Annotated in this window: 23 protein-coding genes; 13 read left to right on the top strand and 10 right to left on the bottom strand. The window is 68.4% G+C overall.

All coding sequences use genetic code 11. From position 1 onward, the window contains the following. Positions 1-87 precede the first annotated feature (87 nt). Genes J2S75_RS05745 through J2S75_RS05720 form a run of 6 tightly spaced genes read left to right on the top strand, consistent with a single transcriptional unit; the run spans position 88 to position 6,100 of the window. The gene (locus tag J2S75_RS05745; protein WP_307018855.1) at positions 88-1,194 is read left to right on the top strand and encodes an ABC transporter ATP-binding protein; all 1,107 of its coding nucleotides are present in this window, start codon (positions 88-90) and stop codon (positions 1,192-1,194) included. A gap of 2 nt (positions 1,195-1,196) precedes the next feature. Next, positions 1,197-2,114, top strand: a complete 918-nt coding sequence (locus J2S75_RS05740) for an ABC transporter permease (RefSeq protein ID WP_307018854.1) — start codon at positions 1,197-1,199, stop codon at positions 2,112-2,114. Between the two features lie 3 nt (positions 2,115-2,117). Then, positions 2,118-2,912: an ABC transporter permease gene (locus tag J2S75_RS05735; protein WP_307018853.1), complete on the top strand. Its 795-nt coding sequence runs from the start codon at positions 2,118-2,120 to the stop codon at positions 2,910-2,912. Then, positions 2,909-3,736: a DeoR/GlpR family DNA-binding transcription regulator gene (locus tag J2S75_RS05730; RefSeq protein WP_307018852.1), complete on the top strand. Its 828-nt coding sequence runs from the start codon at positions 2,909-2,911 to the stop codon at positions 3,734-3,736. Before J2S75_RS05735 ends, J2S75_RS05730 begins: the two co-directional genes overlap by 4 nt. Before the next feature lie 4 nt (positions 3,737-3,740). Then, on the top strand, positions 3,741-4,778 hold the full coding sequence (locus tag J2S75_RS05725; RefSeq protein WP_307018851.1) for a phosphotransferase enzyme family protein: 1,038 nt from the start codon (positions 3,741-3,743) through the stop codon (positions 4,776-4,778). Beyond that, complete coding sequence (locus J2S75_RS05720) at positions 4,775-6,100, top strand: aspartate aminotransferase family protein (RefSeq protein WP_307018850.1); 1,326 nt, start codon at positions 4,775-4,777, stop codon at positions 6,098-6,100. Before J2S75_RS05725 ends, J2S75_RS05720 begins: the two co-directional genes overlap by 4 nt. Before the next feature lie 27 nt (positions 6,101-6,127). Here the strand turns inward: J2S75_RS05720 and J2S75_RS05715 are convergent, their stop codons facing one another. The 4 genes from J2S75_RS05715 to J2S75_RS05700 all read right to left on the bottom strand — a co-directional run bounded on the left by J2S75_RS05715 (position 6,128) and on the right by J2S75_RS05700 (position 10,062). Then, positions 6,128-6,766: an HAD family hydrolase gene (locus J2S75_RS05715; RefSeq protein ID WP_307018849.1), complete on the bottom strand. Its 639-nt coding sequence runs from the start codon at positions 6,764-6,766 to the stop codon at positions 6,128-6,130. Continuing rightward, positions 6,763-8,259 (bottom strand): FGGY-family carbohydrate kinase, encoded by a 1,497-nt coding sequence (locus J2S75_RS05710; RefSeq protein ID WP_307018848.1) that lies wholly within the window; start codon positions 8,257-8,259, stop codon positions 6,763-6,765. The genes J2S75_RS05715 and J2S75_RS05710 overlap by 4 nt, the downstream gene beginning before the upstream one ends. Positions 8,260-8,361: 102 nt before the next feature. Beyond that, a complete protein-coding gene (locus tag J2S75_RS05705) occupies positions 8,362-9,162 on the bottom strand; it encodes a BtpA/SgcQ family protein (RefSeq protein WP_244379727.1) in 801 nt (266 codons plus the stop codon). A 36-nt stretch (positions 9,163-9,198) separates the two neighbouring features. Continuing rightward, positions 9,199-10,062, bottom strand: a complete 864-nt coding sequence (locus J2S75_RS05700; protein ID WP_307018847.1) for a DeoR/GlpR family DNA-binding transcription regulator — start codon at positions 10,060-10,062, stop codon at positions 9,199-9,201. Positions 10,063-10,223: 161 nt separating this feature from the next. Between J2S75_RS05700 and J2S75_RS05695 the strand changes: the two genes are divergently transcribed. The 5 genes from J2S75_RS05695 to J2S75_RS05675 all read left to right on the top strand — a co-directional run bounded on the left by J2S75_RS05695 (position 10,224) and on the right by J2S75_RS05675 (position 15,518). Continuing rightward, positions 10,224-11,030, top strand: a complete 807-nt coding sequence (locus J2S75_RS05695) for an SDR family NAD(P)-dependent oxidoreductase (RefSeq protein WP_307018846.1) — start codon at positions 10,224-10,226, stop codon at positions 11,028-11,030. Between the two features lie 173 nt (positions 11,031-11,203). Continuing rightward, positions 11,204-12,343, top strand: a complete 1,140-nt coding sequence (locus J2S75_RS05690) for an ABC transporter ATP-binding protein (RefSeq protein WP_307018845.1) — start codon at positions 11,204-11,206, stop codon at positions 12,341-12,343. 13 nt (positions 12,344-12,356) lie between these two features. After that, entirely contained in the window at positions 12,357-13,154 is a 798-nt protein-coding gene (locus tag J2S75_RS05685; protein ID WP_244379735.1) for a carbohydrate ABC transporter permease, read from the top strand. A 78-nt stretch (positions 13,155-13,232) separates the two neighbouring features. Then, a complete protein-coding gene (locus J2S75_RS05680; RefSeq protein ID WP_307018844.1) occupies positions 13,233-14,510 on the top strand; it encodes an extracellular solute-binding protein in 1,278 nt (425 codons plus the stop codon). A gap of 126 nt (positions 14,511-14,636) precedes the next feature. Continuing rightward, on the top strand, positions 14,637-15,518 hold the full coding sequence (locus J2S75_RS05675) for a carbohydrate ABC transporter permease (protein ID WP_244379739.1): 882 nt from the start codon (positions 14,637-14,639) through the stop codon (positions 15,516-15,518). A 118-nt stretch (positions 15,519-15,636) separates the two neighbouring features. Here J2S75_RS05675 and J2S75_RS05670 read toward each other — a convergent pair whose 3' ends face one another. The 5 genes from J2S75_RS05670 to J2S75_RS05650 form a co-directional block, all read right to left on the bottom strand. Next, positions 15,637-17,178, bottom strand: a complete 1,542-nt coding sequence (locus tag J2S75_RS05670; protein ID WP_307018843.1) for an amidohydrolase family protein — start codon at positions 17,176-17,178, stop codon at positions 15,637-15,639. Then, positions 17,166-18,029 carry a carbon-nitrogen hydrolase family protein gene (locus J2S75_RS05665; protein WP_307018842.1) on the bottom strand — a complete coding sequence of 288 codons (864 nt, stop codon included), beginning with the start codon at positions 18,027-18,029 and terminating at the stop codon, positions 17,166-17,168. The genes J2S75_RS05670 and J2S75_RS05665 overlap by 13 nt, the downstream gene beginning before the upstream one ends. 5 nt (positions 18,030-18,034) lie before the next feature. Continuing rightward, complete coding sequence (locus J2S75_RS05660; protein WP_307018841.1) at positions 18,035-18,823, bottom strand: ABC transporter ATP-binding protein; 789 nt, start codon at positions 18,821-18,823, stop codon at positions 18,035-18,037. Further along, positions 18,820-19,740, bottom strand: a complete 921-nt coding sequence (locus J2S75_RS05655) for an ABC transporter permease (RefSeq protein ID WP_307018840.1) — start codon at positions 19,738-19,740, stop codon at positions 18,820-18,822. Before J2S75_RS05655 ends, J2S75_RS05660 begins: the two co-directional genes overlap by 4 nt. 165 nt (positions 19,741-19,905) lie before the next feature. Continuing rightward, positions 19,906-20,964 (bottom strand): ABC transporter substrate-binding protein, encoded by a 1,059-nt coding sequence (locus tag J2S75_RS05650; protein ID WP_307018839.1) that lies wholly within the window; start codon positions 20,962-20,964, stop codon positions 19,906-19,908. A 548-nt stretch (positions 20,965-21,512) separates the two neighbouring features. Between J2S75_RS05650 and J2S75_RS05645 the strand changes: the two genes are divergently transcribed. Next, complete coding sequence (locus J2S75_RS05645) at positions 21,513-22,241, top strand: GntR family transcriptional regulator (protein WP_307018838.1); 729 nt, start codon at positions 21,513-21,515, stop codon at positions 22,239-22,241. 11 nt (positions 22,242-22,252) lie between these two features. Continuing rightward, positions 22,253-23,008 carry an aspartate/glutamate racemase family protein gene (locus J2S75_RS05640; protein WP_307018837.1) on the top strand — a complete coding sequence of 252 codons (756 nt, stop codon included), beginning with the start codon at positions 22,253-22,255 and terminating at the stop codon, positions 23,006-23,008. Between the two features lie 9 nt (positions 23,009-23,017). On the opposite strand, the gene J2S75_RS05635 is transcribed toward J2S75_RS05640, so the two are convergent. Beyond that, positions 23,018-25,729, bottom strand: coding sequence for an HAD-IC family P-type ATPase (locus tag J2S75_RS05635; protein WP_307018836.1), 2,712 nt, complete (start codon positions 25,727-25,729; stop codon positions 23,018-23,020). Between the last annotated feature and the right edge of the window lie 86 nt (positions 25,730-25,815).

Here is a 25,815-nt window from a genome sequence, read left to right as displayed (position 1 = left end):
GCCCGGCGATGAGGGGCGGATAGGAACGATCGACATCCTCGACCACCGGCGGCGATCGCCCGCCACCGGCTCATGACGGAAGACCTGATGCTCCAGACCCTGCCGGCCGACGCCCTGAGCACCGAACTGCCGAAACCGATCCTTCAGCTGGTCGGCATCCGCAAGACGTTCGGTGCCTTCACCGCCGTCGAGAACATCGACCTCGATGTGCGCGAGGGCGAGTTCCTCACCATTGTCGGCCCCTCGGGCTCGGGCAAGACCACGCTGTTGCGCATGCTCGCCGGCATGGACACGCCGAGCGAGGGCAACATCACCCTGCACGGCAAGCTCATCAACGATGTGCCGCCAAACAAGCGGCCGACCTGCCTCGTCTTCCAGTCGCTGGCGCTGTTCCCGCACAAGAGCGTGGGCGAGAACATCGCTTTCCCGCTCAAGGTGAAGGGCGTGGATGCGGCCGCCCGCAAGGCGCGGGCGCTGGAACTGATGCGCATCGTCCGCCTGCCGGAAAGCTATTTCGACAAGAACGTGATGAAGTGCTCGGGCGGTGAGCGCCAGCGTGTCGCCCTCGCCCGGGCGCTGGCCTATGACCCGGAAGTGCTGTTCTTCGACGAGCCGCTCTCGGCCATCGACTACAAGCTGAAGAAGACGCTGGAAAAGGAACTGAAGGATCTGCACCGGGAGACCGGCAAGACCTTCATCTACATCACCCATTCGCTGGAAGAGGCGATGGTGATGAGCGACCGCATCGGCGTGATGCGCGCCGGCCGGCTGGTGCAGGTAGGCACGCCGGAGGAAATCTACGGCGCGCCGGTCGACCGCTTCGTCTGCGAATTCGTCGGCGAGGTGAACACGCTGAAGGTGAAGCGCGCCGCGGATGGCAGCTGGCAGGGCGTCGACGTGCCGGGCACCTTCACGCTCGCGCCGCCGCGCAGCGGCGCCGTGCTGGACGAGGCCTTCGTGGTGGTGCGGCCCGAATTCATGCGCATTCTCGGCCCCGGCGAGAGCGCCGACAACCGGCTGGGGGGCGTGGTCTATAACGAATATTCGCTCGGCTCGCGCATCCAGTATCAGGTGCGGGTCGGGGCCAAGGTGATGCTGGTCGAGCTCTCCCGCGGGCGCGCTTTGCCCGCCAGCCTCGACCGCCAGGTGACGCTCGGCTGGGACGCCGCCGACGCCTTCACGCTGGAGAGCTGAGCATGGCCGATCTCGCCCTCGCCCCCGCGCCGGGGGCCGCCGCCGAAAGCGCCCGCCAGCTGCGCCATGCCCGGATGCTCTCGGTCGGTGCGCGCTGTGCGCTCCCGGTCGCGATCCTGCTCGGCATCGGCTTTCTCGCGCCGCTGGTGGCGATCTTCGGCTATGCCTTCGCCACGCCGCGCAGCTTCGATGTCTTCACCAGTTTCACGCTGACGAATTTCGCCACGCTGTTCGACCCCTCCAACACGGTGTGGCTGTCCTTCCTGTGGTCCTGCGGGCTGGCGCTGCTGACCGTGGCGATCCTCGCCGTCATCGCCTACCCCATCGCCTATGGGCTCAACATGGTGTTCGGCCGCTGGTCGGCGCTGATCAGCGTGTTCTTCGTCTTCCCGCTGTTCGTCTCGGAGAATGTGCGGCTCTATGGCTGGGTGCTGTTCTTCATCAAGAACGGTGTGCTCGACGGCACGTTGAAATGGCTCGGCCTCTCCGGCGGGCCGGAAGTGCTGTACACGCCGGGCGTCACCCTGTTCGGCATGGTCTACACCTACCTGCCCTTCATGCTGTTTCCGATGACGCTCGGCCTCGCCCTCGTGCCGCGCGACCTCGTGGACGCGGCGCGCGACCTCGGCGCCGGGCGGCTGTTCATCTGGCGCGAGATCGAATTGCCGCTGGCCATGCCGGGCATTCTCATCGGCATGCTGCTCACCTTCGTGCTCGCCATCGGCGCCACGGCGGAAGCGAAGATACTCGGCGGCCAGTCGATCATCGTCATCTCGCACGATATCGAAATCGCCTTCACCTATTCGCAGAACTGGCCGCTCGGCTCGGCGCTGGCGGTGCTCGTCACCTTCTTCATCGGTGCGCTGACCCTGTTCGCCCTGTCGAAGCTCGATCTCGACCGCATGCTGGGGAGGCGCTGAGCCATGGGCCACAAGCGCACCAATGCCGCCATCTGGGCGTGGACGGCGTTCGTCCTCGTCGCAATCTACCTGCCCATCGTCTGCGGGGCGCTGGCGAGCTTCAACAAGAGCCGGTATTTCGGCTTTCCGATCAAAACCTACTCGACCGAATGGTGGCAGAAGACGCTGGATTCGATCGAGATCGGCATGATCGTGAAGACCTCGATCGCGATCGCGCTGCTGGTGACGGTGTTCTCCGTCGTCATCGCCACCTTCGGCGCGCTGGCCTTCGCCCGCTATGAGTGGAAGGGGCGCAAGCTCTACCAGAAGCTCATCCTGCTGCCGATCTTCTTCCCCCAGCCGGTGCTGGGGCTGGCCATGCTGCTCGGCTTCAACGCGGTGGGCATCCAGACAAGCTGGATGACGGCGGTGTTCGCCCACATGATCTGGATCGTGCCTGTCGTGACGCTGGTCATCGCCATCCAGGTCTATGGCTTCGACCCGTCGCTGGAAGAGGCGGCCTATGATCTCGGCTGCTCGCGCACCCAGGTGTTCCGCGAGGTGACGCTGCCGCTGCTGTGGCCGGGCATCTGGTCCGGCATGCTGTTCGCCTTCCTGCTGTCCTGGAGCAATTTCCCGCTCTCGCTCTACACAACGGGTGCCGACTCGACGATTCCCGAATGGCTCTACGCCAAGATGGTGGCCGGCTACACGCCGATGGTGCCGGCGCTCGGCACCATGGCGACGCTGGGCGCGGCCTGCCTGCTGTTGGCCGGGGGGCTGATCGGCATCCTGCTGCGGCGGCGGGCGGCGGCATGAACGGCGCCGCACCGAAGGACAGGGCCGAGCCCGATACGCGCGCCGGGCGCCGCCCGCCCCGCCTCGACAAGGCGGCGCGGCAGGCGCGCATCCTCGCCGAAATGCGCGCCTCGGCCTCGGCGCGCGTCGGCGACCTCGCCACCGAGCTCAACGTCTCGACGGAAACGATCCGCCGCGACCTGTTCGAGCTGGGCGAGAAGGGGCTGATCAACCGCACCTATGGCGGCGCAGTGCGGCCCCTGGCCTCCGAACCCTCCGTCACCGAGCGGCACGGGCTGATGGTGGCCGAGCGCGAGGCCATCGCCGCCGCCACGGTGAAGCTGATCGCCCCGAAGGAGGTGATCGCCATCGGCGCCGGCGCCACCACGACCCATGTCGCCCGCCGCATGGCCGCCGCCTGCCGCGACCTCACCATCATCACCCATTCCTTCTCGGTGGCGACGGTGGTCTCCGCCAACCCGACCATCGAGGTCATCATGTGCCCCGGCCGCTACAATGCGCGCGAGGGCATGATGGTGGGGGTGGAAACCGGCGAGTTCCTGCAGAACTACAATGTGAACCGCGCCATTCTCGGCATATCAGGCATCACCACGGACGGCCTCGCCGATGCCGAGCCGGATGCCGCCTATGTCTACCGCGCCATGATGAACCGGGCGGCGCAGACCATCATCGTCTCCGACCACCAGAAATTCGACGTGCCCTCGCTCGCCATCTGGGCCCGCATTCCCGACATCCAGCACCTCGTCACCGACCGCGCGCCCGAAGGCGCGGTGGCGCGGGCGCTGGGGCGGGCGCGGGTCGAGATCACTATTGCCGAGACGTAAAGCCATGACCCAGCCGATCTATGACGCCGCCTTCCTCAGCCGGATCGAGAACGCCCTGCGCGCCGCCCTGCCGCGCTGGGGCCTCTCCGACGCGAGCGAGGTGCGGCTGCTCACCATTTCCGAGAACGCCACCTTCCGCGCCGAGGACCCGGCGAGCGGGCGCGCGCTGGTGTTCCGCGTCCACCGGCCGGGTTATCACAGCCGCGCGGAGATCGAATCCGAACTCGCCTGGCTCACCGCGCTGGGGCGCGCGGGCGTGGTGGCGACGCTGACCCCGGTGCCGCAGGTCGACGGCGGGCTGATCGCCGATCTCGACGAGGACGGCACCCGCCGCCATGCCGTGGCGTTCGAGCTGCTGCCGGGGCGCGAGCCGGCGGAGGGCGACGACCTCGCCCGCTGGTACCGCGAGCTCGGCGCCATCAATGCCCGGCTGCACCTTCACGCCCGCGCCTGGCAGCGCCCCGAAGGCTTCACCCGCAAGCGCTGGGACTATGACGCCATGCTGGGCAAGGTGAAGCTGTGGGGCGACTGGCGCGCCGCGCCGGGCCTGACGCCTGAGGGCCGCGCCGTGCTGGAGCGCACCGACGCGGTGCTGCGCGACCTGCTGGACGACTATGGCACCGACGACGCGCGTTTCGGCCTCGTCCATGCCGATATGCGGCTCGCCAATCTGCTGGTGGAGGGCGACACGCTCTCGGTGATCGACTTCGATGATTGCGGCTTCAGCTGGTATCTCTACGACTTCGCCTCTGCCGTGAGCTTCAGCGAGCACGAGCCGTATATTCCGACGCTGCAGGCGGCGTGGATCGAGGGCTATCGCACGGTCGCGCCGCTCGCCGAGGAGGACTGCGCGCTGCTGCCGGTGTTCATCATGCTGCGCCGGCTGCTGCTCACCGCCTGGATCGCCTCGCATGCGGAAACCCCGACCGCGCAGGCTTTGGGCGAAGGCTATACCCATGGCACGGTGGACCTCGCCCGCGCCTTTCTCGCCACCTATGACGCGCAGCAGCCACGCGCCGTGGCCGGGAGGGCAGCATCATGACGCGGCCGGACGCGCAGCCGGAACGGCAGATTCTCGATCTCAACGCCTTCTCCGGCGCCACCGGCGCGATGGCGCCCGATGTCGCCGCGCTGGTGGAGCGCCGCCGCCGCGCCTTCGGGGCGGGCTCGGTGCTGTTCTATGACGAGCCGCTGCGCATCCTGCGGGCGGAAGGCGCCACGATCCACGCCTCCGACGGGAGGGCCTATCTCGACTTCTACAACAACGTCCCCAGCGTCGGGCACTGCCACCCCAAGGTGGTGGAGGCGGTGCGGGCGCAGATCGGCAGCTTCAACACCCATTCGCGCTATCTGTTCGATGTGGCGCATGATTACGCGGAAAAGCTGCTCGCCACCTTCCCGGCCGCGCTGAGCAATGTGGTGCTGACCTGCACGGGCAGCGAGAGCAACGACCTTGCCCTGCGGCTGGCTCGAAAGGCGAGCGGCGCGGAGGGCATCATCGTCACCCGCGCCGCCTATCACGGCAACACCGCCACCGTCACCGAGGTCTCGCCCTCCTCCTACAAGACCGGCGCGCCGCCGCGCCATGTCCGCACCGTGCCGCCGCCCGACCCGGCGCTGTTCGGCAATGATGTGGCGCAGGGCTTCGCCGACGCGGTGAAGGCGGAGATCGCGGCGCTGAAGGCGGACGGCATCGGCTTCGCCGGGTTGCTGGTCGACACCATCTTCTCCTCCGACGGCGTCTATGCCGACCCGCCGGGCTTCCTGAAAACCGCTGTCGAGGTGGTACGCGCGGCCGGCGGGCTGTTCATCGCCGATGAGGTGCAGCCTGGCTTCGGGCGCACCGGCGCCGGCATGTGGGGCTTTTCCCGCCACGGGCTGGTGCCGGATATCGTCACCATGGGCAAGCCGATGGGCAATGGCTACCCCATCGCCGGCCTCGTCACCCGCCCGGAGATCCTCGACGCCTTCTGCGCCGATTTCGGCTATTTCAACACCTTCGCCGGCAGCCCGGCAGCCTGCGCAGCCGGGCTCGCCGTGCTGGAGGCGATCGAGGAGGACGACCTCATCGCCAATGCGGCGCGGGTCGGGCGGCACCTCACCGCGCGGCTGACGCGGCTGCAGGCGCGCGCACCCATCACCGCCGTGCGCGGGGCCGGGCTTTATCTCGGCATCGAGTTCGGCACCGAAAAGGGCCCGGCACCCGACCTCGCCAAGCGGCTGATCAACGGGCTGCGCGACCACGGCATCCTCATCGGCGCCGCCGGCCGCTATGGCAATGTGCTGAAGATCCGTCCGCCGCTGTGCGTGACCACGGCGCATGCCGACCTGCTGGTCGATGCGCTGGAGGAACTGCTGGTCTAGCGTGCCGCTCGCTGAGCGGCGCGTGCGTTACGAGAACAGCGCCAGCAAATCCTCCAGCCGGTCGATCTCAAGGTCGACCGCCTCGAAGCCACCGCCGGTCGGGGTGTAGCCCACCACGAACAGCCCGGCCGCGCGGGCGGAGAGCGCGCCAGAGCGGCTGTCCTCCACCGCCGCCACGCTCTCGGGCGGCAGGCCGAGCCGGGCGCAGGCGCGGCGATAGGGCTCGGGGTCCGGCTTGCCCGCCGTGACATCGTTGAGGCTGAGCGAGAAGGCGATGGCGTCAGCGATGCCGAGCGCGGCGATGTTGGCGTCCACCACCGAGCGGCTGGAATTGGAGACGCAGGCCTGCGCCACGCCGAGCTTCTCCAGCGCGCGGATGGTGGCGACGGCGCCCGGCAGGGCGATGAGGCTGGCGCGGTTCTCGGTATAGTGCGTGTCGATCAGCGCCGCCCATTCGGCCTCGGTCACCTCGGCGGCGAGGCGCGGAGAGACGAGCTTCCACACATCGCCCATATGGATGCCGCGAAAGGCCTGGTCGGGCAGGTCCGAGAGATCGCTGCCGAGCGCCCGGCAGGCGGCAAGCAGCGCGCGGTGATGCAGCGGCTCGCTGTCGATCAGCGTGCCGTCAATGTCCCAGGCCACCGCCCTGAGGCGCGGCGCGCTCATGAAGGGCGCCCTTCGAGGCGGCGATAGAGATCGCGGTAGCGGGCATAGCCGGCGGCATAGATCGCCGCAAAGGCCGGGTTCGGCTGCAAGGTCTCGTCCTGTTCGACGAAGCGGGAAATGCCGCCCCACTCCGCCGCGCCGATGCCCACCGCCGCCGTCCAGGCCGCGCCGAGCGAGGAGCCGGGATGGCCTTTCAGCCGGTGCACCGGCTGCTGCAGCACATCGGCGACGATCTGCATCCACACGCGCGAATTCGAGCCGCCATCGGACACCAGCACGCGGCCGGCGGAGTGGCCCATGTCGGCCAGCACCTCGACATGGTGGGCGCAGGCATAGGCATAGCCTTCCAGCAGCGCCCGCCAGACATGGCCGATATCGTGCGAAAGGGTGAGCCCGTCGATCGCCCCGCGCGCCGCGGGGTCGTGAATGGGCGTCTTCTCGCCGAGGAAATAGGGCAGCACGGTAAGACCGTCCGCGCCGGCCGGACGCGTCTCGGCGAGCGTGTCGAGATGCTGGTGCAGGCTGAGCCCGGCTTTCTCCGCGGCCGCCGCCTCGCCGCCGGCGAAGTTGCGCACGAACCAGTTCAACCCCGAGCCGCCGGTCGCCATGCAGCCATTGGGCATGAAGAGGCCGGGGATGAGGTGATAATCGAGATAAAGCCGCGGGTCCGGCTTCACCTGGTCGGTGGCCACCAGCACGTCAATGGCGCCGCCGAACTTCAAAAGGATGTCGCCGCGCTGGGTGACGCCGGCGCCCAGCGCCGAGGCGATCATGTCCGCCGCGCCGCCGATGACCGGCGTGCCGACCGCAAGGCCGGTGGCCGCCGCGCCCTGCGGCGAGACATGGCCCATCACCTCATGCGAGGCGGTCTTGCGCGGTATGGCGCTGCGGGGAATGCCCGCCCAGGCAACGAGATCGTCGTCGATGGCGTGGCGGGAGACATCGACGAAGCCGGCCTCCAGCGCCCAGTTCTGCTCCACCGCCCGTTCGCCGGTGAGGCGCCAGTTCACATAATCATAGGAGCCGAACACGGTGGCGATGCGGGCGAACACGTCCGGTTCGTGGCGGGCGATCCAGCGCAGCTTGGCGGTGACGAGCTGCTGGTTGATGCCGTTGCCGGCCTTGGCGATGAAGGCGGCCTCGTCGCGCTCGGCGCGCAGTTCCGCCACTTCCGCCCCGCAGCGCCCGTCGCTCTGCTGGATCGAGGGGCGCAGGAGGTTTCCGGCCCCGTCCAGCAGCACCACGGCCGGCAGCATGCCGGTGACGCCGACGGCGGAAATCTCGGCGGCGTCGATGCCGGCGCGCGCGATGAGTTCATGGCTGAGCGCGCAGACATTGGCCCACCACTCGGCGGGGTCTTCCTCCGCCCAGCCGGCGTGCCGGGAGGTCAGCGTCACCGGCCGCGAGGCGACGGCCAGGATCTCCCCCGGCAGCCGCAACAGCAGGCCGATGGTGGAGGTGGTGCCGATATCGAGGCCGAGGACGCAGCTCATCGTGAAGACCTCATCGTGGCGCGCGGCCGCGTGGGGGTAAGGCAAGCCTCATCCCGGCACGGCGCTCGCCGTGCCGGGATGAGGACAGGCTGAAGGTTCAGATCAGCGGATGGAGTTCACCACATCCATGAAGCGCGACACCCGGGCCTGCTCCACCGCATTCCAGGTGTTGCCGTCCACCTTGAAATGGGTGCCGATGACGACACCCGAGGCCACCGAGAAGATGTCGCGGATATTGTCGATATTGACGCCGGTATTGGCGAAGATCGGCACGTCCTTCACCGTCTCCGCCACCTTCTTGAGGTGCGACTGGTCGGCCGGCTGGCCGGTGATCGGGCCGGAGACGAGGATGGCGTCGGCGAGCGAGGAGAACACCGCGCTCTTGGCGCGCAGCTCGATCGGCCGCTGGTCGAGCGAATGCGCGAACTCGGCATTGATGTTGAACAGCATCTTCATGTCGTCGCGCTTGAGGTCGTGGCGCAGCCGCGCCGCCTCGGCGCAGTTCGGCTCCCACAGGCCCATGTCGGAGGCGAACAGGCCGGTGAAGATCTCGCGCACGAAGCTGGCCCCGGTGACGGCGCCGATGGCGACGGTCGCGACGGGGTCCCAGAGATAGTTCACGCCGAACGGCACTTTCAGGCTCGGCTTCACCGCCTGCACGATGGCCGACATGGCGGCGATGGAGGCGGGCGACCCCTTGAACACGTAGGGACGGTCGTTCTCATTGCCGAACATGATGGCGTCGACGCCGCCGGCCTGCAGCTTCTCGACATCGGCGAGCACGCCCTCGATCAGCTTGTCGAGGCCGCCATCGGCGTCATAGAGCGGCGCACCGGGCAGGGCACCGATATGGGCCATGGCGATGACGACCTTCTTCTTGGCGCCGAAACACTCGAAAACCATTGCAACTCTCCTTGAGGGGACGGCGCGCGCGGCGCCTCACTGTCCGGCGGCGGGCGGCGCGAGCCGCACCTCGACACGCGCCGCGGCGAGGGCGGCGGCGATGCGCGGGGGCGGCTCGGCGTCGGTGACGAGCAGGTTGATGTCGGCAAGCGTGCCGACCTGGACCAGAGACATGCGCTGGAACTTCGCGCTGTCGCACAGAAGGATCTTGAACCCCGACCGGCGCAGATAGACGCGCTTCATGTCAGTGTCCTCGAAGGAATAATCGAAGAAGCCTTCCGCCGTGATGCCCGACGTGCCGAGCACGGCGACATCGAACCACAGCTTCTCGAACTGGGCGACGGCGGTGGGGCCCCACACCGACATCTCCTCCGGGCGCACCCGGCCGCCGGCGACATAGACTTCCGGCGCGCCGCCATCGAGATGGGCGGAGACGCGCAGGCTGTTGGTGAAGACCTTGAGATGGTCCGCCTCGCGCAGATGCCCGGCCATCAGATAGGTGGTGGTGCCGACATCGATGGCGCAGGTGCGGTAGCCGGCGATGATGCCAGCGGCGCAGGCGGCGATGGCGGCCTTGGCCTCGCTGCCGCGGCGCAGGCGGGCGTCGAAGCGCGGCTCCTCGCTGTCCATGGCGACGCTGCTGGCCGGCGTCTCCGCCAGTACCGCCCCGCCATGCACGCGCAGCAGCCTTCCGTCGCGCTCCAGCTCCAGCAGATCGCGACGGATGGTCATGTCGGACACGCCGAGTTCGGTCGCGAGAGCCGCGACGCCAACGGAACCGGCGGCGGCGAGATGATCCAGAATCCGGGCGTGGCGTACATGCGAGAGCGGGCGCGGACGGTCCTCGCCGGCCGACGGCTCGGCCAGGACACTCTCTCGGTAGGACATATCGTCGGCCATCGCTCACCCCTGCCTGATCGCGGTTCCCTCGCAGAGGAGCGGATTCGCGGCCGGTCGGCCAATCCTGTCTAGCCCATTAAACGCACAAGATCAAACACAACAACACACTTGATGTGCGCTTATGTTCATATAAGCTGCCCCGCGAACATGAGGAGCCCCGCATGAACCCGCCCCCGCTTTCCGCCCCCGTACCGGCCTATTACGAGCTGAGGGGCCGCCTCGCTTTTGTGACCGGCGGCGCCACCGGCATCGGGCGGGCCATTGCCGTCGCGCTGGCCAGGCAGGGCGTGCGGGTCGCCGTCGGCGACATCAACCTCGCGGCGGCGCAGGAGACGGTGGCCACGCTTGGCGACGGCGCCATCGCGGTCGAGGTGGATGTGCGCAAGCGCGCCTCGGTCGAGGCCGCCTTCGCGCAGGTTCTGGAAGGGCTGGGGGGCTGCGACCTGCTGGTCGCCAATGCCGGCGTCTCCACCATGCGCGGGGCGCTGGACCTGACCGACGAGGAATGGGACTTCAATTTCGACGTCAATACGCGCGGCGTCTTCCTCACCAACCAGATCGCCGCCCGCCACTTCGTGGCGCAGGGCAAGGGCTGCATCGTCAACACCGCCTCGCTCGCCGCCAAGGTCGGCGCCCCCTTCCTCGCGCATTACTCCGCCTCGAAATTCGCCGTGCTCGGCTGGACGCAGGCGCTGGCGCGCGAATTGGCGGCCAAGGGCGTCCGCGTCAATGCCGTCTGCCCCGGCTTCGTGGCCACCGGCATGCAGTCGCGTGAGGTGGAGTGGGAGGCCAGCCTGCGCGGCGTGAGCCCGCAGCGTGTGATCGACGACTATATCGCCCAGACCCCGCTCGGCCGGCTGGAAGTGCCGGAAGACGTGGCCGATGTCGTGGTGTTCCTCGCCTCGGAACAGGCGCGGTTCATGACCGGACAGGGCGTCAACGTCACCGGCGGCGTCTACACGACCTGAGCGCGCCCGCCGCGCGACGTGATCGATTTTCATGCAGTCGCGTTTGAATTAGCGCTTGCGGTGTTCGTTTTTGTCCGATTACACTCCGCCCGCCGACGGCGCAGCGGGCGGAGTTTTCCTCCTCCCTCCGCACCCGAGGACGGGGCCCGGCCCCGATGGGCAAAGGATCGCTGATGTCGTCGATCGAACTCGATCATGTCTCCAAGCTCTACGCCAACGGCGCCTATGGCGTCCGCGACGTGGACCTTTCCATTGGAGAAGGCGAGTTCGTGATCTTCCTCGGCCCCTCCGGCTGCGGAAAATCGACAACACTGCGCATGATCGCGGGGCTGGAGAGCATCACCTCGGGTGATCTGCGCATCGCCGGGCGCAGCGTCAACAATGTGCCCCCGCGCGACCGCAACATCGCCGTCGTGTTCCAGTCCTACGCGCTCTACCCGCATATGAGCGTGCGCGAGAATATGGGCTTCGGCCTCAAGATGCGCGGCGTCGCCCGCCCGTTGATCGACGAGAAGATCCGCGAGGCGGCGGGGCTGCTCGGCCTCACCCCCTATCTCGACCGCAAGCCCGCCGCGCTCTCCGGCGGCCAGCGCCAGCGCGTCGCGCTCGGCCGCGCCATCGTCCGCGATCCCGTCGCCTTCCTGCTCGACGAGCCGCTATCCAATCTCGACGCCCAGCTGCGGGCGGAAATGCGGCTCGAACTCGTCAAGCTGCACCGCCGGCTGGGCCGCACCATCGTCCATGTCACCCATGACCAGGTCGAGGCGATGACCATGGGCGACCGCATCTGCATCATGCGCGACGGCCGGATGATCCAGGTCGGTCGGCCGCTCGATGTCTATGCCGACCCGGTGGACACTTTCGTCGCCCGCTTCCTCGCCACCCCGCCGATGAACCTGCTGCCCGCCCGGCTGGAGGCCCGCGGTGACGCGCTCATGGTGGTGGGCGACGGCTTTGCTGTCGAGGTGCCGGAGCGCCACCGCGCCGCCTATGCACCCGTCGCCGGGCGCGAAGTGATTTTCGGCCTGCGCCCGGAAGACCTGCACGAGGCGCCGCAGCCCGGCTACGCGCCCATCGAGGCCAGCGTCGTGGCGATGGAAGCGCTCGGCGTCGAGAATATTCTGGTCGGGCAGATCGGGACGGGCGCCGGCACGGGCAAGCCGCAGGAAATTTCCGCGCGGCTGTCGCGCCATTTCACGGCGCCGGTGGGCGCGCGCGTGCCGCTCTATCTCGATCCGCGCCCCATGCACCTGTTCGACACGGAGACGACGCGGGCCTTCCCCCGTCCCAGCCTCCGCCTCGGTCAGAACTGAGGGAGGGGGCGGCATGCGGCGCATCGGACTTCATCTCGGACTTCTCTTCGCCTGCGCCGTCATCCTCGTGCCCCTGCTCTGGGTCATCCGCACCAGCCTGCTGCCCGAGCACCTGTCCTATTCGCCGGAGCTGATGCCGGCGGTGACGCTCGACAATTACGTCGCCCTGTTCACCTCCACCCGCTACGGCCAGTCCTATCTCAACAGCCTGATCGTCGCCTTCGGCTCGGTGGTGGTGGCGCTGCCCTTCGCGGCGATGACCGGCTATGCCTTCGCCCGCTTCAAGACCAGCGGCCGGGCCGGGCGCTTCGCCGTGCTGGCGACGCAGATGCTGCCCCCCGTCGCCATCGTGCTGCCGGCCTTCGCGCTGCTGCGCACGGTGGGGCTCACCAATTCGCTCACCGGCCTCATCATCGTCTATGCCGCGGTCAACCTGCCCTTCCTCATCTGGATCCTGATGGGGTTCTTCGAGGGCATCCCCGTCGATCTCGAATGGGCGGCGCAGACCGACGGCGCCACCGCCTGGGGGGCGTTCTGGCGCATCGTGCTGCCGGTCTCCCTACCCGGCATCGCCGCGGCCGGCGTGCTCGGCTTCATCCTCACCTGGAACGAGTTCCTGTTCGCGCTGGTGCTGAGCGGTCCACAGACCGCGACCGTGCCGGTGGCGCTGGCCGCGCTCCAGACCTCCAACGGCGTGCAGATCGCCAAGGTTTCCGCCGGCGTCGTGCTCGCCGTGCTGCCGCTGGTGATCGCCTCGCGCTTCATCCAGCGCTTCATCGTCCAAGGGCTGACCTTCGGCAGCGTGAAGTAAGCGTGCCTTCCGCCGCGCCCATTCGGGCGTGCGCCAACGAGGCGGGCAAAGCCCGCTCCAGAGGAACAGGAGAACGAGATGCAGTTTAGGTGTGGCCTCAAGGCGGCGCTGCTCGGCGCCACCCTGCTCGCGACGGCCGGTGCGGCGCAGGCGCAGAACGTGACCCTGCGCGCGCTGATGGAAGACGTGCCGGAGACGCAGATCATCGAGAAGCTGCTGCCGGAATTCGAGAAGGAGACCGGCATCAAGGTCGAATTCGAGAAGATCGGCTATGGCGACATGCACGACAAGCTGGTCGCCCAGCTCGTTTCGCCGGAGAGCTACTACAACCTGCTCGAAGTCGACTTCCTCTGGGCGGGCGAATTCCCCGCCGCCGGCTGGCTGGAAGACCTGAACCCCTACATCGCCAAGTCCGGCTTCGACCTGAAGCCGTTCATCCCGTCCATGCTGGACCTGCTCGGCCAGACCAAGGACGCGACCCCGATCCTGCCCATGTACAATTACTCCATGGGCCTGATCTACCGCACCGATCTGCTCAACGACGCCAAGATCAAGGCGGACTACAAGGCCAAGACCGGCAAGGAGCTGGCTCTGCCGGCCACGCTCGCCGATTACGTTGCGCTCTCCGCCTTCTTCAAGGCCAACACGCCGGTCGTCGGCGCCGCCATGCAGGGCCAGCGCGGCGACCCGAATTCGATGGAGTTCTCCAACTATCTGTTCTCCGCCGGCGGCGCCTATCTCGATGCCAACCGCAAGGTGGTGCTCAACAGCCCCGAAGGCCTGACCGCGCTGAAGCTCTATGCCGAGAACGTGCAGAAGGGCGCGCAGCAGGGCGCCCTCTCCGCCACGCTCGACGACACGATGCGGCTGATGTGCGCCGGCGAAGCCTTCAGCATGGTCACCTATTGGTGGATGCTGCCGCAGCTCGACAATGCCGAGAAGTGCCCGAAGGTGGCCGGCAAGCTGGCGCTGTCCGTCATGCCCGGCGGCCATGGCGAGAGCGGCGGCTGGGGCTGGGGCATCCCGAAGAACACCTCGGATGAATCGAAGGCCGCGGCCTGGAAGTTCATCGAATGGGTGCAGGGCAAGAAGATCTCCGTCGCCCGCGCCCTGGAAGGCCACGCGCCGGTGCGCTCGGACGTGTTCGAGGATGCGGCGGTGCTGAAGAAGTACCCGTTCTACAAGACCGGCCTCGAGGTCGTCGCTTCCGGCAAGTCGTTCCCGATCTTCGCCTATTCCGCCCAGTATGAGGACGTGCTCGGCGCCCAGCTCTCGCTGGCCGCCGGCGGGCAGGCCAAGCCCGAGGACGCGCTGAAGGCGGCCGCGGACGGCCTGACCCAGCTGCTCAACAAGTAACCCCATCCGCCGGGAACCCTGCGTGAGCCCCGCAGGCTCCCGGCGATACGGCGCGCCAGCCTTCCCCCTCGTCGGCTGGCGCGCCGGTCTCTCTTCTCGACGCTCATGAAGTAACGGACGACGCGCATGCGCTTTGCGGCACTGGCGGATCGGGACTGGCGCACCGGCTGGGCCTTCGCGGCACCGGGCCTTCTCACGCTGGCCATCGTCATGGGCCTGCCGCTGGTCTATGCGGCGCTGATCTCGGTTTCCTCGCTCACCTTGCTGAAGCCGATGCTGCAGCCCTTCACGGGCTTCAAGAACTTCACCATCGTGATGAGCGACCCGCTGTTCTGGGACGCGCTGTGGCTGACCATCAAATATTCCGTGGTCACGGTGGCGGGCGAATTCGTGCTCGGGCTCGGTGTCGCCCTGATGCTGAACCGCGCGGTGACGATGAAGCCGGTCTATTTCGCCATCCTCACCATTCCCATGGCGATGTCGCCGGTGAGCGTGGCGCTGATCTGGCGCATGCTGCTGCAGCCCAATCTCGGCATCGCCAACCAGGTGATGGAAAGCCTCGGCCTGCCCCGGCTCGACTGGCTCGGCAATGCCGATTTCGCGCTGTGGACCATGGCGGCGATCGACATCTGGCAGCAAACCTCCTTCGTCATCCTGATTCTCGCCGCCGGCCTCGCCTCGCTGCCGCGCGATCCCTATGAGGCGGCGGAGGTGGACGGGGCGACGCCGCTGCAGCAGTTCTGGTACATCACCCTGCCGATGCTGCGGCCGGTGGCGGCGATCGCGGTCATCATCCAGCTGATCAACGAATTCCGCACCTATGACCTGCCCTATATCCTGACCAAGGGCGGGCCGGGCAATTCTACCGAGGTGCTCAGCTTCTTCGCCTATCGCCGGGCCTTTCTCGGCCTGCACCTGAATGAGGGCGCCGCCGCCGCCTTCGTGCTGCTGCTGATCGTGCTGGGCCTCACCGTGCTGTTCTTCGCCACGCTGGAGCGCCGGCGCTGAGGCTGCGTGAGCGCACGCCCTTCACGCGAACCGGTATCCACGTCGCTCGAAAACGCTCCAAACACGAAAAAGGGCGCCCACGCGGGGCGCCCGTCTCTCAGCGCGCAGGGTCGGGGGGTTAGATGCGCGCCGAAGCGGCGTAGAACGGCGTCGGCTCGGCCTCGGGCAGATAGCCCTCATAGAACTTCTTCACATAGGGGAACACGGCGCGGCCAAGCTCGCGGCGGGCGACCTCGTCCTCGCTGCGCGGCTTGCCAAGCGTCTCGGCGATCTCCGCCAGCACCGCCTCGCGATCGACCTTGGTGAAGCGGCCATCCTCATAGACACGCTCGCCATTGATGAAGACCGCGTCGACCGCGCCCATCTTGGCGCGTTGCACCAGCGCGTCGAGCATCGGAATGTCCGGGTCCTGATAGGGATAGGTCGCCTTGTTCCAGTTGATCAGCACGGCGTCGAAGAAGCGGCCCGCATCCAGCCGGCCGATGCTGGCGCCGAACGCCGTGGTCATGGCGCCGGCTTCGGTCGCCATCTTCACCACCTGCGGGCAGGTCGGCACGTCCTCGTCCTCCATGCCCGGCTCGCGGTGGACGCGCAAAGCGAGGCGCAGTTCGGAGAGCATGTCGCGATCGTCATTGATGCCGGCTTCATCAAGGCCCATGCCGACCGTGATGCCCTTGGCCTCCCAGCGGTTGAGCGGGGCGAGGCCGGAGCGCAGGCGGAAATTCGACGAGCAATTGTGGCAGATGCAGGTGCCGGTCTCGGCGACGATGTCGATATCTTCCTCGTTCAGCCACACGCCATGGCCGAGCGTCATATGCGGGCCCAGCACGCCGAGATCGTGGAGATGGCGCAGCGCCGTCTTGCCGGTGCGGCGGCGGGCATATTCCTTCTGGTAGATGGTCTCCAAGAGGTGCATGTGCATCGGCACGTCGGCCGCCCTGGCCTTGGCGTCGAGCGCCTGCAGGCCCTCATCCGTGCACCAGTGCAGATTCGCCGGCGCGAGCTGGATCCGGGTCAGATCCTGGCCGGCATTCTCGGCCGACAGCTGGTCGAACAGTTTGAGGAAATCGTCGAAGGGCATGGCCTGCGACTTCAGGTGCTTGGCCAGCGCTTCGCCGAGATCGGCCGGTAGCCGGGCGCAGAAGGCTTCGTCCGCCTCATAGACCAGCCGGTTCTGCTCGCGCACCGCATAGCAATAGGAGGCGCGCATGCCGAGCGAACGGTAGGCGTTCAGCACCTTGCTGGCGGCGCCGTGGATGGCGTCATAGCCGCCCGGCATCCAGCCATGAATGTGCTGCACCGTGGTGACGCCGGAGGCGATCATCTCGAAGGCCGAGTAGAGCGTGTCGAGCGTCAGGTCGAGCCGGCGGGCGGGCATGCGGCTGGCGAACCACAGTTCCAGCGCATGGTCGGGCGAGCCGAGCTGCAGCGGCGTCATGCCGACATGGTGGTGGCTGTTGACGAAGCCGGGCAGCATGGCGTGGTCGGGGTACTTCCGGACCTCGGCCATTGGGGCCAGCTTCTGCATGTCGTCCAGCGTCCCGGCCGCGACGATGACGCCGTCGCGCGAGAGCACCGCGCCCTCCTCGATCACCTCGGGGGTGAAGCGGTCGCGGATGCCGGTAACGACCCAGCGGGCCTGGACGATCAATTCAGACATGATGCTACCTCAAACTGACGGGGCAGGCGCAGGCGCGCCGCCGTGGCGTTGGTCTCTCGCGCCTTGGCGAGACGTTCGGGATCGATGGCGACGCTCAGCGGCCGGCGGTCGGCGCGCGCGGCGCGGGCGAGCAGCGCCCCGTCGGGGCCGAAGGCGAGGGTTTCGCCATCATGGCGCACCGGCCGGCCGGTGACGGTCTCAGTGCCGAAGCGGGCCGCGGCCAGCGCGTAGACGGCATTGGCGCGGGCGCTCGCCTGAAGTTCGGCGGCGTAGAGCCCTTGCGGATCGGAGGGGGCGGGCCCGCCGACAAGCACCGCCACCACCTCCGCCCCCGCCTGCGCGGCGGCGCGCCAGCATTCCGGGAAGCGGCGGTCGTAACAGATGAGGGCCGCCACCCGGACCGGGCCGATCTCGACACTGCAGACGGCCGGTTCGCCAGGCGAAAAATGATCGGGCTCGCCATAGGGCTCGCCGGGGCCGGCGGGCGGCAGATGGATCTTGTGCGCCAGCACCTCCACCCGCCCGTCCGGCCGGGCGAGCAGAGCGGCGTTGAAGGGCCGCCCGCTGTCATTCGCCAGCGCCATGCCGAACAGCACGGCGGCGCCACTTTCCATCGCCGCCGCCCGTATGACCGTCACGGTTGGCCCGTCGAGGCTCTCCGCCAGCACGGCCCAGTCGCCGGGCGCTTCCGCGGCGACATAGGGAAGGGCGAAGAGTTCGGGCAGCACGACGAGACCGGCGCCGGCGCGGGCGGCGGCGGCAATGCCCGCCTCGGCCTCGCGCCAGAGCGGCGCGGGATCGCGGCCCGCCGGGCCGATCGGCAGGGCGGCGGCGAGGAAATGGGCAGCCATGGCGCCTACACCGCCTCCTGCTCGGCGAAGGCGCGGTCCACCTCGTCGGCCAGCAATTCGGTGAACAGGTCGCGATAGGCGTGGTAGCGCGGATCGCGGGATTCGCGCGGGCGCGGCAGGTCGATGGGCACGATGGTCTTCACCCGGCCGGGGCGCGAGGTGAACACCACGACCCGATCGGCCAGCGAGATGGCTTCGTCGATGGAATGGGTGACGAGCAGGATGGAAGCGCCGCTGTCGCGCCAGATCTGCAACAGGAAGTCCTGCATGCGGGCGCGGGTCTGCACGTCGAGCGCGGCGAAGGGCTCGTCCATCATCAGCACCTTGGGCCGCATGGCCAGCGCCCGCGCGCAGGCGGCGCGCTGGCGCATGCCGCCGGAAAGCTCGTCCGGCTTCTTGTCCAGCATGTCGCCGAGGCCGACGCGCTTGAGCGTCTCGACCGCGATCTCGCGGCGCTTCACCGGCTGCACATGCTGCACGGCGAGGCCGAAGGCGACATTGTCGGCGATGGTGAGCCAGGGAAACAGCGAGGCTTCCTGGAAGATCAGCCCGCGCTCGGCGGAAGGCTCGGTGACCGGCTCGCCATCGCAGGCGATGGTTCCGCCGGAGACCTCCTCCAGACCCGCGATCATATAGAGCAGGGTGGACTTGCCGCAGCCGGAAGGGCCGAGCAGGACGATGAACTCGCCCGGCGCGACATCGAAGCTGAGGTTGTCCAGCGCCAGCACCGGGGCGCGGCCCTCAGGGGTCCAGCGCTTGGAGACGGACTGGATGGAAACGGCGGGGCGGCTCATCGTGCGGCTCCCTGGTTGGGGGCGATCCACCACAGCATCTTGTTCTGCACCTGCCGCAGGGCGAAGTCCGAGAGGAAGCCGAGCAGGCCGATGATCGCCATGGTGAAGAAGACCAGCTTGGCGTTGAAGGTGGAGCGCGCCATCGAGGTGATCTGGCCGAGCCCGGTGCCCACCCCGACCGTCTCGGCGATCAGCACCACCATCCAGGCGGCGAAAAGGTTCAGCCGCAGCGTCATGAACAGGCTGGGCAGGATGGCGGGCAGAATGACCTTCCAGAAGGTCTGGCGCTGGCTGGCGCCCATGATGCGGGCGACATGGATGTAGTTCTTCGGCACGCTTTCGATCTGCGCTCCCGTCGAGAGCACGATGGCGAAGAACACGGTGATGAAGACGAGAAAGATCGCCGGCACATCGCCAATGCCGAAGACGAAGATGGCGACCGGCAGCCACGCCACCGGCGAGATCGGGGCCAGCAGCAGGATGGTCGGCAGCAGCAGGTTGCGCAGGAGCTTCACATAATGGATCGCCGCGCCCACCGCGACGCCGCAGGTGAAGCCCAGCGTGAGGCCGACGAGCACGCGCAGCGTGGTCGAACCCATGGTGAACAGCAGCGGCCACACGCCCACCCCGCTCGCCACCGAGCCGATACGGTTGGAACGGTCGAAGAATTTCAGCGTGCCGGGAATATCGGAGAGAAACAGGTGCGGCGGCGGCAGCAGCAGCGGGTTCAGCATGCCGAAGAACCACAGCGCCTCCCACAGGCCGGCGAACAGGCTGAGCGAGATCAGCCCCCAGCCGATGGCGGAAAGCCGCCGGCGCAGGGCGGGCGAGAGGAGCGGCGGCTTGATCTTCGGCGCCGGGCGCCCGGCCCCGGCCTCGCCGAGGCGCGTCTGCCCGGCATCTGCGGTCATCGTCATGGCGTCCTTCCAGTGAAGCGGGGCCGGGCGGAGACCGGACCCCGGATGGCACGCCCACGGGCCGCATGGCGCCCGTGGAAGGCTCAGCAGGAGGCGGGGGCCGCCGCAGGGCGGCGGCGGCGCCCCGCCTCGGCCCTCTTCCCCGTGGGCAGAGGGCCGCCGGGCTCAGGCCGATTTCAGCTTGAGGCCGTCATAGAGCGGCTTGTTGGCGGCGATCACCGCCTCCAAGAGGCTCCAGTCGAAGGCGCCCTGATCGGGCAGCTTTTTGACGTAGCCGAGTTCCATCATCGACTGGCCGCGATCGATGATGAACTGGGTCTGGTTGCGCTGGTCGACGACGATGGGCTGCTTGGTCGAGGCGTCCTCGGCCGCTTCCATGCTGGTCTTGTAGTATTTGCCGACCGTGTCCTTGAGCGCGGCCTGCTTGTCGGCCTCGGCCTGCGACTGGGCGACCATCAGCGCCTTGATCACCGCCTTCACCGCCGCCGGGTTGCTCTCCAGGAGCGGGGTGCGCACGGCGAGCACGCAGTCGGAATAACCCTTGCCATAAACGTCGGTGCCGTTCGACAGCACGGTCGCACCCTTGCGGCCGAGCACGCATTGCGAGGCATAGGGTTCGATATGGCAGATGGCGTCGATGGCGCCGGCCATGAAGGCCTGGGCCAGTTCCGGCGAGGTGTCGAGATATTTGATTTGCACGTCGTTGAAGGAAAGCCCGGCCTTCTTCAGGTAATCATAGGGCAGCACTTCCAGCGTGTCGGCCTGGAAGGTGCCGAAGGTCTTGCCCTTGAGGTCGGCGGCGGAGGTGATGCCCTCCTTGGCGACGATGATGCAGCCTTCGACGCCGCCACCGGCGACGATCTTCACCGGCGCGCCGGCATCGTAGAGCGTCATGAAGTTGGAATAGGGGATCATCGACATGTCGACGAGACCCGCGCCGAACATGGTGGTGATCTCGGTATTGGACGGGGTCACCACGAATTCGAGATCGACGCCGTCGGCCTTGGTCAGTTCCCGCTCCTTGGCGAGGAAGATGCCCATATTGCAGAAGCCGGAGCCGTGCGTCGCCTTGATGGTGGTGCCGGCGGCGCGCGCCGCGTTCGGCGCCAGCAGGCTCGCCAGCCCGGCCGGCAGCGCGATGGTGGCCGCCGCGCCGGCGGCCGAGGTCTTCAGGAAGCTGCGGCGCGAGAAGTTACGATAGAAGGTGCCGTCACGATCACACATGATCCCCTCCGGATCTTGAGAACCGATACGACCCCGCCTTACAGCCCGTTCGTTGTCGAACTGTAGATTACGCCGCTACGGTTGCACGCCGCAGCAACGGAACCCGCAGACGGGATCACGATGATGGGCACGCCAACCCGAAAGAGCATTTTCGCCCTGCGCTACACCACAGGTGCGGCGAAAACATCCGCACTATACGAGGCCAATACAGGCGGCCAAGCGCAAATAAGCGTCAGAAAACCTTCGTTTCTGACCAAGAAATGAGCTGAACACGCTCACTCCCCTTTACGCCTGCCCATTCCCGCCGGAGCGGATCACCGCTCCGGGCGGCCTGCGGCACCGGGCTGCCTCTTCCTGCGAAGCGGCAGCCGAACCGCGCCTGCCGGGAAGTAAAAGACGCGCGGACCGTCCGCGCAATGATTTTTTGTATGTTGAATACAATTTACTCCAAGCGCCTATTCCAACGTCAGAATGTGGCTATAATTGCAGCGTCAAGGCTGCTTATCGCGGCGCGCCTGCGTGCTAGGATCGGCAGGGGGACGGAACGGATGGACACACCACGCAAGCGAGGGCGCCCGCGCAAGCTGCGCCCGGTCGAGGCTTCGGCAACGGAACGGCTCAGCCGCGCCGGGCTGCACGCGCAGGCCGGCCGCCAGTTGCGGGAGATGATCGTCACCGGGGCGCTGGCGCCGGGCGCACCGATCGTCGAGGCGGATCTGTGCGCGCGCCTCGGCATCTCCCGCACCCCGCTGCGCGAGGCGGTGAAGATGCTGGCGGCGCAGGGGCTGGTGGAGCTGCGCCCCAACCGCAGCGCCCGCATCGCCCCTTTCGACGCCACCCACATCACCGAGTTGTTCGAGGCGCTGAGCAATGTGGAGCGCATCGCCGCCGAATATGCCGCCGAGCGCCTGAGCGCGCGTGAACTCGGCCATCTCAGCGATCTGCAGGAGACGATGGAGGCGCATTACCGCGCCGGCGACCTCGCCGCCTATTTCGCGGTCAATCAGGCGATTCACAGCGCCATTCTCGCCGGCGCCCACAATGCCACGCTGGTGGAAATGCATGGCTGGCTGTTCGCCCGCGCCGAACGGGCCCGCTATTTCGCCCTCGGCACCCATGCGCGCTGGGCCGAATCCATCGAGGAACACCGCGCCATTCTCGCCGCGCTTGAGGCGCGCCAGTCCGACACCGCCGGCCGGCTGCTCGCCGCCCATGTCATGCACACGAGCACCGGCGTGCTGGCGCGGCTTGCCGCCACCGCCGGGGCCGCTGCCTAAGGATTCACCCCGTGCGCCTTCTCGTGCTCAATCCCAACACGACCGACGCCGTGACGCAGATGCTGCTCGCCGCCGCCCGCCCCACGGTTGCCCCGGGCACGGTGCTCACCGGCCTCACCGCCCCGCGCGGCGTGCCCTACATCGCCTCGCGCAGCGAGGCGCAGCTCGCCGGGGCGCTGACGCTGGAAATGCTGGCCGAGCACCAGGGCGACCATGACGCCGCCATCATCGCCGCCTTCGGCGATCCCGGCCTGCTGCCGGCGCGTGAATTGTTCGACCTGCCCGTGCTCGGCATGGCGGAGGCGGCGATGCTGACCGCCTGCACGCTGGGCCAGCGTTTCAGCATCGTCACCTTCACCACCACCATGGCCAACTGGTATCAGGACACGGTGGACGCCTATCGCCTCTCCGGCCGCTGCGCCGGCATCCGCGCCCGCAGCCTGCCGTTCACAGCGATCGAAAATGTGCAGGCGGAGATGGAACAGGCCATCGTCGCGCTCGCCTGCGAGGCGGTGGAGGAGGATGGGGCGGATGTGGTGATCCTCGGCGGGGCGCCGCTCGCCGGCATGGCCCCGCGCCTGCGGGCGCAGGTGCCCGTGCCGGTGGTCGATCCCATCGTCGCGGCGGTGAAGATGGCGGAAGGGCTCGTCACCCTTGCCCCGCGCAAACCGGTGCGCGGCCGCTTCAGCCGCCCGCCGGCCAAGCCGACCACCGGGCTTTCGCCGGCGCTCGCCGCCCGCATCGAGCACCGCGACGCGGCGCAGTAGCGGGGCCCGCTACATCTCGCCCGCCGCGAAGAGGCCGAGGCGCCGCAGCAGCAGCTTTTCCCCCTCCAGCACGACCATCAGCGCGACACCGATGGCGATGATCATCACCCCGTCGAGCAGCGCCACCGGCCGTGTGTCGAAGATCGCCTGCATGACCGGCAGATAGGTGAAAGCGAACTGGCCGGCCACGACAGCCGCCAGCGCCAGCAGCACCGCCGGCGTGCCCAGAGCCCCGCGCCAGCTGAGCGAGCGCATGTGCAGGAAGCGGACGTTGAAAAGGTAGAAAATCTCCATCACGACAAGCGTGTTCACCACCAGCGTGCGGGCCATTTCCACCTCCTGGCCGCGCCAGAGCGACTGAAAGAACACGGCGAAGGACACGAGGGTGAACAGAACCGAGACAAGCACCACCCGCCACAGCATGAAGCGGCTCATCAGCCCCGCCTTGGCCGGGCGCGGCGGGCGCGCCATGATGCCGGGTTCGGTCGGCTCGAAGGCCAGCGCCAGGCCGAGCGTCGCGCTGGTCGCCAGATTGATCCAGAGGATCTGCGCCGCCGACATCGGCATGGCGACGCCGGACAGGATGGCGCCGATCACCGCCAGCACCTCGCCGCCATTGGTCGGCAGCGTCCAGGCGATCATCTTGCGGATATTGTCGTAGACGGTGCGGCCCTCCTTCACCGCCGCGACGATGGTGGCGAAATTGTCGTCGAGCAGCACCACATCCGCCGCTTGCTTCGCCGCCTCCGTGCCCTTGCCGCCCATGGCGATGCCGACATCGGCCTGGCGCAGCGAGGGCGCGTCATTCACCCCGTCGCCGGTCATCGCCACCACCGCGCCGGTGGATTGCAGCGCCCGCACGATGCGCAGCTTGTTCTCCGGGCTGGTGCGAGCGAACACATCGGTGCGGGCGGCGAGGGCGACGAGGTCGTCGTCGCTCACCGCATCCACCTCCGCCCCGGTGGCGACCACCGGGGTCTCGGCGAGGCCGAGCTGGCGGGCGATGGCCCCGGCGGTCGCGGCATGGTCGCCGGTGATCATCTTCACCCCGATGCCGGCGCTGCGGCATTCGGCGATGGCGGTCACCGCCTCCGGACGCGGCGGGTCGATGAAACCGATGAGGCCGAGAAAGCTGAACCCCTCGCGCACATCCTCGAAGGAGAGGCGCGCCGGCGCCACAGGGAGTCGCTTCATGGCGAAGCCGAGCACGCGCTCGCCCGCCGCCGCCGCGCGGGCGATCGCCGCCTCCCAGGCGCCGCCACCCGGAGTGCCGGCAAGGCGCAGCACCTCCTCCGGCGCGCCCTTGACGAAGAGCACCGCCTCGCCCTCCGGGCTGCGGTGGAGGCTCGCCATGAAGCGATAGGCGGCGTCGAACGGGATCTCGTCGAGCCGCACCCAGGCGGCCCGTTCGACGGCGGCATCGCGACCCGCCTTGACCGCAAGCGTGACGAGCGCTCCCTCCATCGGGTCGCCCTCCGCCCGCCAGACGCCGTTCTCAGCGTGCAGATGCGCGTCGTTGCACAACAGCCCCGCACGCAGCAGCCCCGCCGCCGCCGTGGCCGGGTCGCCCTGCCCGCCGGCTCCCGTCCAGCCGAGCGCACCGGCGGGGTCATAGCCGATGCCGGACACGGCGATCTCGGCGAGGTCGTCCTGGGCGATCACCAGCCGGCAGGCGGTCATCTCGTTGCGCGTCAGCGTGCCTGTTTTGTCGGAGCAGATCACCGAGGTCGCCCCCAGCGTCTCCACCGCCGGCAACTGGCGGATGACCGCGTGCTGGCGTGCCATGCGCCGCACGCCGATGGCCAGAGTGATGGTGATGACCGCCGGCAGGCCTTCCGGCACCGCGCCCACCGCCAGCGCCACCACGGCGATCAGTGCCTCGCTCCAGCCATAGCCCCGCACCGCGACGGCGAACAGGAACAAGGCCGCCGCGCTGACCAGCGCCACCGTGGTGAAGCGGCGGGCGAAGACGTCCACCTGCCGCAGCAGCGGGGTCGCCAGCGGCTCCACCTCGGCGATGAGGCGGCCGATGCGGCCGATTTCCGTATGCGGGCCGGTGGAGACGACGATGCCGGCCCCCTGCCCGGCGGCCACGGTGGTGCCGGAAAACGCCATGGAATGCCGGTCGCCCAGCGCCGCTTCCACCGGCGCGGCCGCCTCGTTCTTGAGGGCGGCGACGGATTCGCCGGTGAGGATCGCTTCGTCCACCCGCATGCCGCGCGCGCGGATGAGCCGCGTGTCCGCCGGCACCCGGTCGCCGGCTTCCAGCAGCACGAGATCGCCGGGAACGAGGTCCCGCGCCTGCACGCTCTGGCGGCGGCTGGCACGCACCACATGGGCGTGCGGCGAGATCATGTTGCGGATGGCCCGCAGCGCCTGTTCCGCCTTGCCTTCCTGGATGAAGCCGACCAGCGCATTGACCAGCACCACTGCGACGATGACGCCGGCATCGACATAATGGCCGAGCGCCAGCGCCGCCGCCGCGCCGGCGAGCAGGAAATAGATCAGCGCATTGTTGAACTGGGCGAGAAAGCGCCGCAGAGGCGGGCGGCCGGGCGGTTCGGGCAGCGCGTTCGGCCCATGCGCCTTCAGCCGGGCCTGCGCCTCCTCCGGTGTCAGCCCGGCGCTGGTGACGCCGAGCCGGCCGGCCACCTCCTCATGGGGCAGCGCATGCCACTCGGCGGCGGGCGGGGCGGACGGGCGGGACGCGGCATCGTTCATCGGTCGGGGGCGCTCGCTGACGTTGCGTTAGACCGAACCTAGAAGCACCCCCTCCCCCGGGCCAAGCGTGGTTTTGCTTACAAAGC

The sequence above is a fragment of the Ancylobacter polymorphus genome, assembly GCF_030813495.1.
Lineage (GTDB): Bacteria > Pseudomonadota > Alphaproteobacteria > Rhizobiales > Xanthobacteraceae > Ancylobacter > Ancylobacter polymorphus.
The sequence above is the reverse complement of the archived record's forward strand: the minus strand, read 5'-3'. Positions and strand labels throughout refer to the sequence as shown.

Coding starts and splice junctions, on each gene's coding strand:
- J2S75_RS05745 (WP_307018855.1), top strand. CDS start 88: ATGCTCCAGACCCTGCCGGCCGACGCCCTGAGCACCGAACTGCCGAAA.
- J2S75_RS05740 (WP_307018854.1), top strand. CDS start 1,197: ATGGCCGATCTCGCCCTCGCCCCCGCGCCGGGGGCCGCCGCCGAAAGC.
- J2S75_RS05675 (WP_244379739.1), top strand. CDS start 14,637: ATGCGCTTTGCGGCACTGGCGGATCGGGACTGGCGCACCGGCTGGGCC.
- J2S75_RS05690 (WP_307018845.1), top strand. CDS start 11,204: ATGTCGTCGATCGAACTCGATCATGTCTCCAAGCTCTACGCCAACGGC.
- J2S75_RS05720 (WP_307018850.1), top strand. CDS start 4,775: ATGACGCGGCCGGACGCGCAGCCGGAACGGCAGATTCTCGATCTCAAC.
- J2S75_RS05655 (WP_307018840.1), bottom strand. CDS start 19,740: ATGACGATGACCGCAGATGCCGGGCAGACGCGCCTCGGCGAGGCCGGG.
- J2S75_RS05650 (WP_307018839.1), bottom strand. CDS start 20,964: ATGTGTGATCGTGACGGCACCTTCTATCGTAACTTCTCGCGCCGCAGC.
- J2S75_RS05670 (WP_307018843.1), bottom strand. CDS start 17,178: ATGTCTGAATTGATCGTCCAGGCCCGCTGGGTCGTTACCGGCATCCGC.
- J2S75_RS05635 (WP_307018836.1), bottom strand. CDS start 25,729: ATGAACGATGCCGCGTCCCGCCCGTCCGCCCCGCCCGCCGCCGAGTGG.
- J2S75_RS05645 (WP_307018838.1), top strand. CDS start 21,513: ATGGACACACCACGCAAGCGAGGGCGCCCGCGCAAGCTGCGCCCGGTC.
- J2S75_RS05710 (WP_307018848.1), bottom strand. CDS start 8,259: ATGAGCTGCGTCCTCGGCCTCGATATCGGCACCACCTCCACCATCGGC.
- J2S75_RS05730 (WP_307018852.1), top strand. CDS start 2,909: ATGAACGGCGCCGCACCGAAGGACAGGGCCGAGCCCGATACGCGCGCC.
- J2S75_RS05735 (WP_307018853.1), top strand. CDS start 2,118: ATGGGCCACAAGCGCACCAATGCCGCCATCTGGGCGTGGACGGCGTTC.
- J2S75_RS05660 (WP_307018841.1), bottom strand. CDS start 18,823: ATGAGCCGCCCCGCCGTTTCCATCCAGTCCGTCTCCAAGCGCTGGACC.
- J2S75_RS05685 (WP_244379735.1), top strand. CDS start 12,357: ATGCGGCGCATCGGACTTCATCTCGGACTTCTCTTCGCCTGCGCCGTC.
- J2S75_RS05665 (WP_307018842.1), bottom strand. CDS start 18,029: ATGGCTGCCCATTTCCTCGCCGCCGCCCTGCCGATCGGCCCGGCGGGC.
- J2S75_RS05695 (WP_307018846.1), top strand. CDS start 10,224: ATGAACCCGCCCCCGCTTTCCGCCCCCGTACCGGCCTATTACGAGCTG.
- J2S75_RS05725 (WP_307018851.1), top strand. CDS start 3,741: ATGACCCAGCCGATCTATGACGCCGCCTTCCTCAGCCGGATCGAGAAC.
- J2S75_RS05700 (WP_307018847.1), bottom strand. CDS start 10,062: ATGGCCGACGATATGTCCTACCGAGAGAGTGTCCTGGCCGAGCCGTCG.
- J2S75_RS05680 (WP_307018844.1), top strand. CDS start 13,233: ATGCAGTTTAGGTGTGGCCTCAAGGCGGCGCTGCTCGGCGCCACCCTG.
- J2S75_RS05715 (WP_307018849.1), bottom strand. CDS start 6,766: ATGAGCGCGCCGCGCCTCAGGGCGGTGGCCTGGGACATTGACGGCACG.
- J2S75_RS05705 (WP_244379727.1), bottom strand. CDS start 9,162: ATGGTTTTCGAGTGTTTCGGCGCCAAGAAGAAGGTCGTCATCGCCATG.